This is a genomic window from Bacillus sp. ISL-47 (assembly GCF_018613175.1).
GTDB lineage: Bacteria > Bacillota > Bacilli > Bacillales > Cytobacillaceae > Cytobacillus.
In genome coordinates, this window is sequence record NZ_JAGGQS010000039.1 from 69,861 (window position 1) to 85,690 (window position 15,830).

Here is a 15,830-nt window from a genome sequence, read left to right on the forward strand (position 1 = left end):
TAAATATTGAAATTTCTGATAATATAGATTATTCTAATTATGTTGATTGTCGACAATCGTCACTCGGTTGGATAAAAAAGTTAGGAGTAATTAAATTTGGATGAATTAAAACTCGTTAAGCCGCAGCCCTTTTATATGCAAATTCAGCAAACGATTAAAGAAATGATCTGGAAAGGTATATTAATGCCAGGTGACAGACTTTATGAGGCTCAATTGGCTAAGCAATTTGAAACAAGCCGGAGTCCAGTCCGTGAAGCGTTTCGAGCATTGATAAACGAAGGGTTACTCGTAATTGATGAGAAATCGCAAATCACCGTTTACAAGCCCTCTCTTGGGGATGTACGTGATATTTATGAGTGTAGGCTTGCACTCGAATCAAGGGCGGTGTCAATCGCTGCGCAATGTGCAACTGATCTTCAATTAGAACGATTAAGCAATACGTTAAAAGAAACATGCAAAGCCATTGAAAGAAAGGAGAAAGAGAAAATTGTACAATACAACGTCTGCTTTCATGAGCAAATTATTAATATTTGCGGAAATTTACGATTAAAGAAACTAATAGACGACCTTCATTCTCTAACGTATTTTTATCGAGTTCTTAATGTGAAAGAATCTGGACGTGCAGCACTTATTTTAAAAGAACATACTGAAATCTTTAATGCCATAAAAAATAGAAATCCTGAAAAAGCTTGTAAAAAGCTAATTAAACATACTAAAAATGATCTTGAGAATTTAATAAATCTTATCGAAAAATGAGAGAAATAAAGAGCGTGCACGATCTTCAGCCATGTTCAAAACTCGTAAGATACTATCACATTGCAGGGCACTACATATAATTTCTTCATGACCTGAGCCTTCAACTCTGAATCCCACCTCAATGCCTTCACACATACCTTTACAGCTTGTTGATAGCTATAAGATGTTTAAAGATTATTCTTTCGTTCCAAAACTACTGGATCAATGCTAGAAACAAAAGCGTTGAAAGGATTCCAAAACTAAAAAAAGGGTTATTCTAGCCTTTGGCTTTAAAAATATAAAATTTAATTCAGTCGCTGCAGTAGTGCCTTATGAAGGGAGGTGTAATTAAGAGAGCTTTATACAGCAATAAAAATACGAAAACAATGAATTAATTTCAAGGGGGAGATATTCATGAGAGGAATTAAGAAAAGTCTGTTATCTGTTTTTATCATTGCTCTATTCGTCTTTTTAGCCGCATGCGGCAATAATGAGGCTGCTAATAGTTCAGGAAGCGGAAGTGAAGCTGGAGTTCAAGAACTAACCATTAAGCTTGCACATGAAGTGGCAGAAAATACATCTCAGCATGAAGGATCACTTGCATTTAAGGAAGCGATTGAGAAGGCTTCTGGCGGAAAAATTAAAGTTCAAGTCTATCCGAATGGGCAACTATTTGGGGATAAGGATGTTTTCCAAAACATTGTAGCTAATAATGTGCAATTTACACAAATCGATATGGCGAAATTAGTTGGAGACGATCCTAGGTTTAACATTCCATCCCTGCCGTTCTTATTTAAGGGAGATGATGAAGCCGTTAAGTTCTGGGACAGTGAAATGGGTATGGAGATTCTCTCAAGTCTTGAAAAAGATGGGCTTTATGGACTATCTATGTGGCCTAACGGACCGAAGCACCTGACGAATGGCACAAGGCCGATTAAATCACCAGAGGATTTAAAAGGTATCAAATTCCGTACGCAGGGCGGACAGGTTTTAGAGGAGGTCTTTTCCACCGTTGGAGCAGGTTCCGTATCAATGCCATTCACCGAGCTTTATACTGCACTTCAACAAGGAACAGTAGACGGACAAACGAATACTTTCGTCAATATTGAATCGAAGAAATTCGATGAGGTTCAGAAGTATTTAACTATTACTGGAGAATCACGGGTTGATTTAGGTTTCTTTGCAAATAAGGAGTTCATGGATGGTTTGAATGATGAGACTCGCAAAATTATCGATGAAGGGATAAAGGCAGGAACAGAAAGAGCACGTGAAGCTGCAAAAGAAATGAATGCTGAAGCCCTTAAGAAGCTTGAAGAAAGAGGCCAGATCGAGATAACAGAACTTTCGGATGACGAACTGCAGGCATTCAAAGATGCTTGGGCCCCTGTTTATGATGAATTTACGGATGTAATTGGTGAAGAATACATTGAAGCTGCAAAAAAAGCGAACGAGTAATTCATTAAACAAGATTATGGCGCAACCGCCATAATCTTGGATAAATTTAAAATGTTTTTAAGTAGAGGAGGCTATATACAATGAGAAAAATAGCCCGGATTCTAGAATTAATAGAAGAAAAAACAGCTGTCTTTTTATTTATTCTAGGTTCAATTATTTGCATATATGGAGTTTTTATGCGCTATGTTCTCAATTCCCCGGTTACATGGGCAACTGAAATATTCGAGATGTTAATGGCTGCCGCAATTTTTATTGGATTTGGAATGGCGCTGAAAGATGAACGTCATATAGTTGTTGATTTGGTTTATGATAAAATGTCACCGGCTATCAAGAAGGTTTTTAATATAATCAGTAACCTGTTAGGTTCAGGGTTTAGTATTTACTTAACCATCATGGGAATTAGCATGGTGAATGTAGCGTATTCGCAGGGAAGGGTTAGTATTGATGTTGGAATTCCGATTTGGAGTACCTATTTAATTATGCCAATTGGAATGGGACTGCTTTCCTTGTATTTTGTGTTAAGGACTGTCAAAGCGATTCGAACTCCCGTCCATGAGGAGATGTATGACAAAGCCGACAGTATAAACAACGCAATTTAGAAGGGGGACTATTATGAATCCAACAGTTGTATTGCTTATTTCATTTTTTGTTCTCTGCCTGATCAGAGTTCCTATTGCGGTCAGCCTGGGATTATCGAGCATATTTGCCTTAACTTTAATTGATTTTACAATGTATCCAGTTATTGAAAAAATGTTTCTCTCTGTTAACTCATCAGCACTAATGGCCATTCCCGGCTTTGTGTTTGCCGGCATCATTATGGCCAGAGGCGGAATTTCCTTCTATTTAATAGAAGCGTTAAAATCATGGGTTGGCCACTTTAGAGGGGGACTTGCGCTTGCTACCATTTTAGCTTGTATGATTTTTGCCGCGATTTCCGGTTCCAGTCCTGCAACGGCTGCCGCCATCGGTACAATTATGATTCCGGCCATGGTGGAAGCCGGCTACAGCAAACGGTATGCAATGGGACTGGTGGCAGCGGCAGGAACTCTGGGGATTTTACTTCCGCCGTCAATCCCGCTGATCATTTATGGCGTTGTTTCTGAACAATCCATTGGGGACCTGTTTACGGCTGGTATTTTACCAGGTATCTTTCTTGGTTCTCTCCTGATGGCATCGGCTATTATTAATGCAAGAATAAAAAATTATGGTACCCTGCCAAAAGCCAGTATGTCAGAGAGACTCAAGAAAACGCGAAAAGCAATATGGGGCTTTATCCTGCCTGTGCTGATTTTGGGCGGAATCTATACAGGTGTTATGACTCCGACAGAAGCTTCGTTTGTTGCCGCTTTATATGCATTAATTATTTCAGTGTTTGTCTATAAAGAAATGAAAATGGATTTATTTAATCGTGTCACGAAAGAATCCATTAATATTACAGCTATGATATTCCTGATTATTGCATCAGCTAATATCTTCGGGATGTTTTTAACAACCGAACAGATCCCTCAAACGGTTTCTCAATGGGTCGAATCCAGTTCTACAAATGTATGGGTATTTCTATTAGGTGTGAATGCCATGTTCTTCATATTAGGCATGTTTCTTGATGCGGTTTCAATCATTCTCATTACTCTGCCAATCCTGCTGCCGATATTAAACATGTTTGGGTTAAATTTAATCCACTTTGCCATTATTATGACCATTAATATGGAGCTTGCCATGATTACGCCGCCTGTTGGATTAAATCTGTTTGTTGTAAGCGGGATAACGAGAGAAAAAGTGGGTAATGTTGTTCGAGGTGTTCTCCCTTTCTTTGCTATATTGATTGTCGGCCTTATTGCTGTCATTATTTTTCCGCAAATTTCGCTCGTGCTCATTAAGTAATTTAAATAAGATACTGCAGGGAGTGTGCAATGGTGAAAACGATAAAAGATTTGGTAACCTATGACATTATGAAACTTTCAAAAATGATTAAAGAAAAAGAAGTATCACCTGTAGAAATCGCTAAACAGCTGTTGGATCGCATCGAAGAGGTGGATCCCGTCATTAATTCGTTTATTACTGTCGATCGTGAAGACGTTATAGAACAAGCAAAAAGAGCTGAAGAAGAAATAGAGGCTGGTTTATACAAAGGCCCGCTTCATGGTATTGCTATCGGTTTAAAAGACTTAATCTATACAGATAACATGAGAACAACGATGGGATCTGAAATCTACCAGGATTTCGTACCTGAATATAATGCTACGGTTGTAGAGAAATTGAAGAAAGCCGGGGCCATTATCATTGGAAAGCTGAATACACATCAGTTCGCATATGGTCCTACAGGCGATCGCTCTTATTTTGGTCCTGTAAAAAATCCACATGATATACAAAAAATGACGGGTGGATCAAGCAGCGGATCTGCAGCCAGTGTATCTGCCTGTTTCTGCTTTGGCTCACTAGGTACAGATACAGGCGGATCAGTTAGAGTTCCGGCCTCCTTTTGCGGAATTGTTGGAATGAAACCAACCTATGGAAGAATCAGTAAACACGGAGTTTTTCCGTTGTCTTGGACACTTGATCATGTTGGGCCATTAACACGGACTGTGGAAGATAATGCCCTTCTTCTCAACTCCCTTGCCGGTTATGATTCAAATGATCCTAATTCTATTCAGTGTGAATCCGAAGATTTTACCCGATTCATTGGAAAAGGAATTGAAGGAATGAAAATAGGGGTGCCTTCAGCCTTTTATTTTGATGATATGAATGGGGAGGTCAGACAAGTCATTGATCAAACCATAGATACACTGCGTGAGCTGGGGGCAAGCATTATACCTGTTAACTTAACAGGCCTGGAGAATTTCACAGAGGCACATAAGGTTATTTTAAGAAGTGAAGCTTATGCTGTTCATGAACAGCATTTGAATGATTATCCGGATCAGTGGGATGATGAAGTAAAAGAACGTCTATTAACAGCACATGATACAAAAGGGTATGAATACGCTCAAGCACTGCAAACCCGTCAGCTCGCAAAAGACGTATTTAACAAAGTGTTAGAGGATGTGGATGTCCTATTCACTCCAACTTTGCCGATATTGCCGGCAAAAATCAATGAGCGTCATGTCGATATTGAAAAATACGCGGGACAGCATATTCGCTGGTCCATTATTAAATTAACCGCTCCGACCAACCTTAACGGATTTCCAAGCTTGTCATTGCCGTGCGGGTTCTCTTCTGAGGGAATGCCAATCGGAGCACAATTTATTGGCCGGGAAAATGACGAAGCTGCGTTATACCGATTTGGATATGCCTTAGAACAAAAACTGTCGATTGATACAGCGAAGCTGACTATTGGTAATTAAGTCGGCAATACTAAAATTAAATAAAACTAAAACGAGCTTGGGATAACCCGAAGCTCGTTTTTTCATGCGTTTCCTTTTAAGGCTTAGGGGGACGGAAGAGCCGTCCCTGTGTTTACTCATTATTCAAAATACATGTTAAAGCCGATGTTAAAATCCCCATTATTGCCAGAATAAAATCCCCCATAAGTATCAACGACTCTGAAGGGGGTTTAAGGTGGATGATCCAAATACTGAAAAATACTAATATTGGTATATATAGATACCGGCCTCTATATATTTGACTTGCTTATATTCGGCCACGTTGCGCTCTAGCAAGGTCATAAAATAGCTTTTTGAAACTACCATCTCTGAAAAATTTCAGAAATTTCTTAGAAATTTTTCCAGAAAATATTGTTTAATCTAAATTTTTGTATTATTATGAAAATTAGCAAAAGAAAGTTTTGAAGTAAGGGATTTTGGAGGATACATATGAAAATTACTTTAAAAGATATTGCAGAAAAGACAGATGTGTCAATATCAACCGTTTCAAGGGTGTTAAATAACCAGTTAACATCTATTGATGAGGAAACAAGAAATAGGATTTTAGAAGTTACCAAAAATTTGGGATATAAAAAAGGGAAGACTAGCCAGAAAAACAATGGAAAATTTTCTGAAGTGAAATTTGGCTGTGTCCTTAATAGCATAAAAGATAAATATCATGATCCATATTTTTCAGAAATTATTTATGGTATTGAAAGGGAATTGCTTGATCAAGGGTATTTCCTAAATTTTACTTTAGACACCAATGATCTGATCCACTCTAATTATATGATAGAAGAACAGAGTGCTAATTTAGGAATTATTACTGTTGGTCCAATGGATAAAGATTTTTTAGAGAATCTTTCTAAAAATGTCCCCTTTTTGTTGTCCACTGGCGGATACCCTAAGTTAGATATAGATTATGTAACAATCGATTTTGCCCAATCGGTTTTGAAAGCGGTTACCTACCTTATAGAAAAAGGCCACAGGGACATCGGTTTTATCGGGTCAGCAGGGTCAGAGTCAAATCTTCTATTCGAAGAAGAGAAGAGATTTATAGGATATAAGAAAGCAATGATCTCAAATGGGCTGCCTATTAAACCGGAATGGATCCAGGATGGCTGCTTTACAATTGATGGCGGATATCATGCAATGAAACGTATCCTTGCTTCCGCTAAAAAGCCAACAGCCATCTTTGCAGCAAGTGACAGAATGGCCTATGGCATGTATAAGGCTATAGAAGAATCAGGTCTCAAGGTATCAGAAGATATTGCCATAATCGCTTTTGATGATTTGGAAATGTCTAAGTTTATAAACCCTCCACTTACAACTATCCATGTACATAAGGAAGAGCTGGGAAGAATCTCGGTAAAAATGCTGCTTCAGCGAATGAGAGAAGAAATCAATTTGCCGCTAAAAACATATTTACCTACTGAATTAATTATCCGTAATAGCTGTGGATAATTAATATAATGACAATTTCAGAAAGGAGGACAAGGACTTAATATCTGAGCGTTCCTATACAATAAAATTTAGGGGGAGTCTTGATTAATGAAGAATGTTAAACAGTTTGCGTGCTTTTTGTGTTTAGCCCTGGTTATGTCCTTAATTGCAGGTTGTGCAGCTCCAAAAGAAAAAGCCAGTAATAGTGAAGAAGACAATGAAAAAGCTGGAGATACAGGAGAAACAATTGAGTTTGTATATTGGGCAGCCGCTGGAGGAGAAGAGACAGCTTTTAAAGAGTTAATTGCTAAATTTGAATCTGAGAATCCAGGAATTAAAGTAAAGGCAAGCCAAGTTCCATCACCTTCAAATGGTGATTATTACCCTAAGCTGCAAACACGTATTGCAGCAGATGATTCGCCGGATGTATTCCGTGTACAGTACCAAAAAATTGGTGAATTTGCTAGTCAAGGAGCCCTTTTAGACGTTACTGATTTATTCTCTGCTGAAAAAGATAAATTTAATTCAAGTCTTATGACAGCGGTTACATTCGAGGATAAAATATATGGCCTTCCACACCATACAGATACTCTCGGTGTTTTTTATAACAAAACATACTTAGATCAACTGGGAATTAAAGCTCCTGAAAAAATAGAAGATGCATGGACTTGGGAAGAGTTTTTAAATATAGCAAAAAGAATTAAAGATGAAGGTTTAGCTCCGCATGGGGTTGCGTTTAACTGGGCAGCAAGTTCAGCTTACCGCTCATTGCCGTTCTTACACCAAAATGGTTCATCTTTATTAACGGAGGATTTGAAGCAGGGGAATCTTGAAACACCAGAAGCAATCGAAACGCTGACATTCTTAAAAGATATGTATAAAAATTATATGTCAGAAGGAAACAGCATGAAAGGTTCCGAGGACTATAACATGCTATTTACTTCAGGTAATGCCGGTTTATTTGTAACTGGTAACTGGATGATTCCTAAATTTGAAGCAGATATGAAAGATTTTGAGTGGGGAGCTACCTACATGCCTATGAAGGAGTCAGCAGCATCCGACTTGGGCGGGAATGGATTGGCTATACCTGGAAATACAAAGCATTCAGAGGCAGCTCAGAAATTCCTCGCATTTATGGGTGAAAAGGAAAACATGAAAACATTTGTAGAAAAAGGATTATTCCTGCCTGGCAGAACAGATATTGATAACTTTAATTACCAGCTTCAAGAACCGGAAATGATGAATGTATTTATTGAACAATCTCAGACTGTTCCGGAAGAGTTGGCCAAAACGGTTACATCTACTGAATTTGCAAGTCTAAATGCAGCATTAGCAGATACATTAGAGCAGCTGTTCATCTCTGATATGACGCCTGAGGAAGCGGCAAAAGAGTTAAACAGTAAAATTAATAGTATTCTGGAGTAATTTTTAAACATTGAAGGGAGGGGTGACAGTGTCAACGATAGCCAGGTGGTATCAGAAGCGTTCTCAAAAAATAGCACCCTATATATTTATTACACCGAATATCCTTTTGTTTTTGACATTTATGATAATCCCGATATTCTTTACCTTTTATATTAGTTTTCATGAATGGGGAATATTGGGGAAACCCCAATTTATTGCATTAGAAAACTACACTAAGCTTTTTTCTGATCAGGTGTTTTGGACCTCGCTGGGAAATACAGTTTATTATACGGCTGGCACTGTCCCCTTTAGTGCCGCATTCGGTTTACTTGGGGCAATCTTACTTAACCGTAAGATTCCCCTGCGCAGTTTTTTTCGGGCTATATTCTTTGCTCCTGTAGTTGTATCGATGGTTGCCGCAGGATTGATTTGGTCATGGATGTTTAACCCTAATTACGGTCTATTTAATGAAATATTATCAAAATTCGGGATTGAGGGTGTTAGCTGGCTCACCTCAACGACATGGGCCATGCCTGCTGTGATCATTACAACGCTGTGGCTGAGAATTGGCTATTGCCTCGTTATTTATCTTTCTGGCCTTCAGGCAATCCCAGATGAACTATATGAGGCAGCTTCGATTGATGGAGCGAATGGCTGGCAGAAATTTTGGAGTGTAACAATCCCAATGATTAAGCCAACTACCACGTTCATTATTGTAATGGAAGTTATTCATGGCTTTATGGTGTTTGACCTCATTTACACAATGACGAATGGCGGACCAGGATTTTCAACAACTGTCCTTGTCCAATACATTTATCAAAAGGCATTTGAAGAAGGTCAAATGGGGTATGCATCAGCAATCGGTACCATCTTCTTCTTTATCATAATGGGATTGACGGCGGTCCAGCTTAGATTGGGGAGGGAGAAGGATTGAAAACACAAATTGAATTATCATCTGTTCAAAAAACAGCAGCACCTTTGAACCCGCCAAAAAAGCGGTTGGGCGCAGGTAAAAATACAGTCATCTTTATCGTCCTTTGTTTTGTTGCCTTCTTATTTTTAATTCCGTTTTTCTGGATGCTCTCAACTGCACTCAAAACATCGGCAGAAGTACAATCCAAAGATGTTCACATTATTCCTGAACAAATACAATGGGGGAATTTTGCAGATGCACTGAATGCAGCTCCATTTATGGGGTATGTCGGAAACTCACTTATTGTGAGCATTCTGGCCGTGATCTTAACCGTTTTTATCAATTGTTTGGCCGGATATGCTTTTGCAAAATATAAATTTAAAGGCAGGAATCTTCTATTCCTGATGGTTCTAAGTACATTAATGATTCCCGTACAAATCACCATGATTCCCAATTTTTATATTTTGAAAGAATTGGATTGGATTAATAGTTATGCTGGATTAATCGTACCCAGAGCAGCGGAGGCTTTTGGTTTGTTCCTGGCCAGGCAATATATCCTTAACATTCCAGATTCGCTGATTGAAGCGGCCCGGATCGATGGAGCTGGTGAATTTAAGATCTTTATGAAGGTTATTTTGCCCAACATTAAACCATTAATTGGAGTGCTGGTAATCTTCACATTTATGTGGCGCTGGAATGAGCTTGCCTGGCCCCTTATTGCGGTCTCAGAGGAAAGTATGTACACCGTTCAGCTTGGTTTAGCCATGTTAAAGGGAGAACATTTTATCAATTGGACACAGTTAATGTCCTTAACGCTGTTGTCAGTTATTCCAATGCTCATTGTCTTTTTCGCTTTCCAGCGTTTCTTTATAAAGGGAATGGTTAACTCGGGAGTTAAAGAATAAAAACTAGGGGGATTTTATTATGCCAAAAATTACGATTATTGGAGCTGGCAGCGTTGTTTTCGCCAAGCGCCTAATCACAGATATATTAAGCTATCCTGAATTAAAAGACTCTGTATTTTCATTAACAGATATTAATGCCGAACGTTTGCAAACGGCACAAAAAATGGCAGAAACACTTGTGCTGCAATTCGGGAATGGGGCTAGTGTTGAAGCCTCATTAGATAGGAAGTATGCACTGCAAAACGCTGATTATGTGTTGAACTTAATCCAGGTTGGCATGCATGAGGCCACCTTGCTTGATTTTGAAATTCCAAAGAAGTATGGATTAAAGCAAACCATTGCTGACACGCTTGGAGTAGGGGGTGTCTTCCGGACTCTTCGAACCATTCCAGTCATGCTGGATATTTGCCGGGATATGGAGGAGGTATGTCCGGAGGCCTTATTATTAAACTACACCAATCCAATGGCAATGCTCATTCTTGCTATCCAAAAAGCAACCTCTATTAAATCAGTGGGGCTTTGTCACAGTGTTCAAAACACAGCCGATGATCTTGCATCCTATCTAAATATTCCTGTTAATGAACTAGAGTATAAAGTGGCAGGCATTAACCATATGGCCTGGTTCCTTGAATTAAAACGAAATGGGAAAGACATTTATCCAGAGTTATTTAAGGCAATGGAAAAGGCAGAGATTTTTAATAAGGATAAAGTTCGCTTTGAAATGATGAGAAGACTTAATTATTTTGTAACAGAATCCAGTGAACATATGTCTGAATATACCCCTTATTTCATTAAACGAGATAGCCTGATTAATCAGTTTGATATTCCGATAGATGAATATGTTCGCCGCAGTGAGCGCAATTTGGAACGTTTTGCTGAAACGAAGAAAAAGATTGATAGAGGCGAGTCTTTTGAAGGAGAAAAGAGCCATGAATATGGTGCACCTATTATTCATTCCATTGAGACAGGGACCAATCGGGAAATTTGGGGAAATGTCCTCAATACAAATTTAATTACAAATTTACCGCAAAATGCGTGTGTCGAGGTGCCTTGCCTTGTCAATAAGGGGGGAATCCAGCCTATACATGTAGGTGAACTTCCTCCGCACCTGGCAGCTATGAATATGACAAATATAAATGTCCAGCAATTAACGGTTGAAGCTGCCCTGACAGGTAACATTGACTATGTATATCAGGCGGTCATGCTTGATCCACATACCTCTTCCGTTCTATCCCTGGATGAAATCTGGAGTATGACAAAAGAATTATTGGATGCTCACGAAGCCTATCTGCCGCCATTTACAAAAGGCAGAAATCTCTCGTTTACTGGAGCTATCGTATAAATATTTTGGCTCTATTATAGCTTATTGTTGTTTTTTAGCACCCTGTTGATTGGAGCGGAAGGCACGAGATCCTCGAAAATGCATTCGCATTTTCTTCGTGCGGTGGTTACTCAAGGAAGCTTATTCANNCCTGCAGCGGAAATCAACAGCCAAATTTAACAGAGCCAATATTTTAAAAGTTAAGGTTCAACTATTCTAAATGGGTTGGACTTTAATTTTTGCCATTTAGGGATAAAGAGGTGAAGGTCATGTTAGAACAGCTCTATAGTGATTTTTCCGAGCTTTTTGGAGGTGGCGGAAAGGTTCGGAAATTTTTCGCACCGGGAAGGGTTAATTTAATTGGTGAACATACGGATTATAATGGAGGCCATGTGTTTCCTTGTGCATTGAGTGTCGGAACGTATGCTATAGCCAGAAGACGTCCTGATCAGTTCGTTAGACTATACTCAAAAAATAAAGAAGGATCGGGTACAGTTACCTTCAGCTTGAATGAATTAACTTATCAAAAAGACCATAGCTGGGCTAATTACCCTAAAGGGGTCATACGGGAATTTAAAGATCATGGGCTTGAGATTCCCACCGGTTTTGATGCCATGTTTTACGGTGATATTCCAAATAGTGCCGGGTTATCTTCTTCTGCATCGATCGAGCTTGCCACCGCAATCCTATTGAACAATATGTTTGAATTGGATGTTGAGATGATTGACATGGTCAAGCTATGCCAGCAGGTGGAAAATAAATTTATCGGTGTGAATTGTGGAATTATGGACCAATATGCAGTTGGGATGGGGAAGAAAGATCATGCCATTTTATTAGACTGCCAAACTCTTAAAAAAATGTATAGTCCGCTTTTGCTGGAAAATGAAGTACTGGTTATTGCAAATACGAATAAAAGCCGCGGGCTGGCTGATTCGAAATACAATGAACGCCGGGCTGAATGTGACACTGCCCTTAAGGAACTACAGTCAGAGCTTAAGATTACCTCATTAGGTGAGCTAGATGAAAGACAGTTTGAAGAAAAGAAGCACTTAATTAAAAGTGAAGTCATTCAAAGACGGGCAAAGCATGCGGTTTATGAAAATAGACGAACGCTTAAAGCTGTCGGATTACTTGAATCAGGGGATTTAAAGGGCTTTGGGGAGCTTATGAAGCAATCACACATTTCTTTGCGGGATGACTATGAAGTGACAGGGTTTGAACTGGATACTTTAGTAGAAGCAGCATGGAGGGAAGAAAGCTGTGTTGGTGCACGTATGACGGGAGCGGGGTTTGGCGGGTGCACGGTTAACCTGGTGAAAAAGGAAAAATTAAATTCTTTTATGGAACACGTAGGTCAGGCATATAAAAACATAACAGGGGTAACAGCCGATTTTTACACGGTTGATATCGGAGACGGTGCCAGGGAAATTTCTGAACAAGTGATGTAAGGTGGTGAGGGAAATGGCTATTTTAGTATGTGGCGGTGCAGGTTATATTGGAAGTCATACGGTAGCTGAGTTATTAGCAAGAGGCGAAAAAGTAATTATCGTTGATAATTTCCAAACAGGGCATTCTGGAGCTGTATTAAAAGAGGCGGTTCTCTATCGTGGGGATATACGGGACCCGCAATTGTTAGATGATATTTTTTCGGAACATACTATTGAAGCTGTTGTTCACTTTGCAGCAGACTCATTAGTGGGTGAGAGTGTAAAAGATCCATTAAAGTTTTACGAAAATAATGTTTATGGAACTTTATGTCTCCTAAAGGCTATGCAAAAACACAGTGTGAAAAAAATTGTTTTTTCCTCAACTGCAGCCGTATATGGCGAGCCAAAACGCTTTCCTATTTTAGAGACGGATCCAGCCATTCCAACCAATCCTTATGGAGAGACAAAACTAGCGATTGAGAAAATGCTGAAATGGTCAGATGAAGCCTATGGGATCAAATCGATCATTTTGCGCTATTTTAATGTGGCCGGAGCCCATATGTCAGAGGAAATCGGAGAAGATCATAATCCGGAGACACACTTAATTCCTCTTGTTCTTCAAGTAGCGTTAGGCCAGCGTGAAAAAATTCTAGTGTACGGTGATGATTATGATTCTTATGATGGAACATGCATCAGAGATTATATCCACGTTACCGATTTAGCGAATGCTCATATTCTGGCACTTGAAAAACTGCGTGAATTGAATAAAAGCGAAACCTATAACTTAGGAAATGGAAACGGATTTAGCGTAAGGGAAGTTATAGAAACCGCACGGAAGGTAACGGGAAAAGATATCCCAGAAGAGGTAGCACCCCGAAGAGCAGGAGACCCATCAAAGCTTGTCGCGTCTTCAAAAAAAGCAATGGATGAACTGGAATGGAAGCCTAATTATTCCTCTTTAGAAGCGATAATACAAAGCGCTTGGAAATGGCATGTAAACCATCCGAACGGTTATAAGGATGTATTGAATAAGCAAATTTAAAAAGGGGGTGTCTTTCTTGAATGTTTCGATCCACCTTCAAATAGAACGTTTACTGCAATATGGTTTACAGAAAAAGCTGATTACAAAGTGGGATACTGATTTTACACGTAACTTGATTTATGATGTTTTGCAGATTAGTGAGTGTGAAAAAGTGGAGGTCGAGGAGGAAACGCTGGATTCACCTGCGGAAATTCTGGAGATGATCCTGGACTGGGCTGCAGAGAACCATTCTCTTAAAGAAAATACGGTCACCTACCGGGATTTATTGGATACGAAAATCATGGGATGTTTTGCTGCCAGACCATCTGAATTTATCCGGGATTTCTATTCACGGTATAAGGGAACGGGTCCAGCTTCAGCAACGGAGGCTTTTTACCAATTCTCCCAGGAAGTTCACTATATCAGGAAAGATCGGATTGCAAAGAATGAACATTGGTTTACCCACACTGAATATGGCGACCTGGAAATGACCATCAATCTTTCCAAGCCTGAAAAAGATCCAAAAGCAATTGAAGCAGCAAAAACACTAACTCATCACTCCTATCCGGAGTGTCTTCTCTGCAAAGAAAATGTGGGATATGCAGGGAGAGTGAATCATCCTGCAAGACAAAATTTGCGGATCATCCCTCTTGAATTAACGAATGAGCAATGGTTTCTTCAGTTTTCCCCGTATGTTTACTACAATGAACATGCCATTGTGTTTAAGGGTGAGCATGACCCTATGAAGATTTCAAAAAAGACTTTTGAACGATTACTCGAGTTTGTAGACCTATTTCCACATTATTTTCTAGGATCTAATGCGGACCTTCCCATTGTTGGCGGCTCCATATTAAGCCATGATCATTTTCAAGGCGGATATCACCATTTTCCGATGGCGCATGCAGACATGGAGAAAAAATTTACCCTTCCGCATAAAAACGTAACAGCTGGAATTGTAAAGTGGCCCATGTCGGTGATAAGAATACAAAGCCATAATCGGCAGGAACTGGCTGAGGCTGCGAACCATATTTTTAATAGCTGGAGAGCTTATACCGATGAGTCAGCAGGAATTCGGGCCTTTACGGATGGCATCCCACATAATACGATCACACCGATAGCAAGAAGGAACGGCAACTTATTTGACCTTGACCTTGTCTTGCGAAATAACCGTACCAGTGATGAGCATCCACTGGGAATTTTCCACCCCCACCAAGAGGTTCATCATATCAAAAAAGAAAATATAGGATTAATAGAAGTGATGGGCTTAGCTGTACTTCCAGGAAGATTATATGAAGAATTAAGGCAGTTGGCCAATTGCTTAACACAAAGCCATTACATGGATGCCATTCAAGGAAATAAAGAGATTGTGAAGCATATAGACTGGGCTCAAGACTTAAAGAAAAAATACGTGAATTTCACTGAACTAAATTGTCCCGAGATCTTAAAAGAAGAGGTAGGGCGGACATTCTTAAAAATTCTCGAACATGCAGGAGTTTTTAAAAGAGATGAGCAAGGACAGAAGGCCTTTCTAAAGTTTATTCAAACCTTAAATAAGGAATCTAGTCATTTATCGCAATTTATCTAAAAGGCAATTTTTTATTAAGGGATTTCTCCGGCCCCTGCGTGTTTTGAAAGGTGTTGTGCTTAGATTGCTGTACACACCTTTCAAAAGGACGTACTAGACAACAAGAAAACCACCCCGCGCCGTCGCAAGCAAAAGGGTGGTTCTCAAAAGTGAAAATATAGTTTAACAACAGCCAACCTGATGATAGAGGCTGCTGGAGAGAAGTGTTAGCCGCACTTCTCTTTTTTTGAAGATAGGTGCCTGGCCCACTGGCCTTGCATCTGTT

Annotated in this window: 13 protein-coding genes; all 13 read left to right on the forward strand. The window is 39.4% G+C overall.

What is annotated here, in order from left to right:
• The first annotated feature begins 96 nt into the window (after positions 1 to 96).
• Positions 97 to 756: a GntR family transcriptional regulator gene (locus J7I93_RS13780; RefSeq protein WP_214988066.1), complete on the forward strand. Its 660-nt coding sequence runs from the start codon at positions 97 to 99 to the stop codon at positions 754 to 756.
• Between the two features lie 393 nt (positions 757 to 1,149).
• A complete protein-coding gene (locus tag J7I93_RS13785) occupies positions 1,150 to 2,190 on the forward strand; it encodes a TRAP transporter substrate-binding protein (RefSeq protein ID WP_214726438.1) in 1,041 nt (346 codons plus the stop codon).
• Positions 2,191 to 2,270: 80 nt separating this feature from the next.
• Positions 2,271 to 2,789, forward strand: coding sequence for a TRAP transporter small permease (locus J7I93_RS13790; protein ID WP_214726439.1), 519 nt, complete (start codon positions 2,271 to 2,273; stop codon positions 2,787 to 2,789).
• A 13-nt stretch (positions 2,790 to 2,802) separates the two neighbouring features.
• Positions 2,803 to 4,071, forward strand: coding sequence for a TRAP transporter large permease (locus J7I93_RS13795; protein WP_214726440.1), 1,269 nt, complete (start codon positions 2,803 to 2,805; stop codon positions 4,069 to 4,071).
• 29 nt (positions 4,072 to 4,100) lie between these two features.
• A complete protein-coding gene (locus tag J7I93_RS13800) occupies positions 4,101 to 5,528 on the forward strand; it encodes an amidase (RefSeq protein ID WP_214726441.1) in 1,428 nt (475 codons plus the stop codon).
• 468 nt (positions 5,529 to 5,996) lie between these two features.
• The gene (locus J7I93_RS13805) at positions 5,997 to 7,010 is read left to right on the forward strand and encodes a LacI family DNA-binding transcriptional regulator (protein WP_214726442.1); all 1,014 of its coding nucleotides are present in this window, start codon (positions 5,997 to 5,999) and stop codon (positions 7,008 to 7,010) included.
• Between the two features lie 87 nt (positions 7,011 to 7,097).
• Entirely contained in the window at positions 7,098 to 8,414 is a 1,317-nt protein-coding gene (locus J7I93_RS13810) for an ABC transporter substrate-binding protein (protein WP_214726443.1), read from the forward strand.
• 28 nt (positions 8,415 to 8,442) lie between these two features.
• Positions 8,443 to 9,327, forward strand: a complete 885-nt coding sequence (locus tag J7I93_RS13815; RefSeq protein ID WP_214726444.1) for a carbohydrate ABC transporter permease — start codon at positions 8,443 to 8,445, stop codon at positions 9,325 to 9,327.
• Positions 9,324 to 10,211 (forward strand): carbohydrate ABC transporter permease, encoded by an 888-nt coding sequence (locus tag J7I93_RS13820; protein ID WP_214726445.1) that lies wholly within the window; start codon positions 9,324 to 9,326, stop codon positions 10,209 to 10,211. Before J7I93_RS13815 ends, J7I93_RS13820 begins: the two co-directional genes overlap by 4 nt.
• 19 nt (positions 10,212 to 10,230) lie before the next feature.
• Positions 10,231 to 11,553, forward strand: a complete 1,323-nt coding sequence (melA, locus tag J7I93_RS13825; protein ID WP_214726446.1) for an alpha-glucosidase/alpha-galactosidase — start codon at positions 10,231 to 10,233, stop codon at positions 11,551 to 11,553.
• A gap of 248 nt (positions 11,554 to 11,801) precedes the next feature.
• Entirely contained in the window at positions 11,802 to 12,980 is a 1,179-nt protein-coding gene (locus tag J7I93_RS13830) for a galactokinase (protein WP_214726447.1), read from the forward strand.
• Between the two features lie 13 nt (positions 12,981 to 12,993).
• Positions 12,994 to 14,001, forward strand: a complete 1,008-nt coding sequence (gene galE / locus J7I93_RS13835) for a UDP-glucose 4-epimerase GalE (RefSeq protein ID WP_214726448.1) — start codon at positions 12,994 to 12,996, stop codon at positions 13,999 to 14,001.
• A gap of 16 nt (positions 14,002 to 14,017) precedes the next feature.
• Positions 14,018 to 15,565: a UDP-glucose--hexose-1-phosphate uridylyltransferase gene (gene galT, locus J7I93_RS13840; protein WP_214726449.1), complete on the forward strand. Its 1,548-nt coding sequence runs from the start codon at positions 14,018 to 14,020 to the stop codon at positions 15,563 to 15,565.
• Positions 15,566 to 15,830 lie beyond the last annotated feature (265 nt).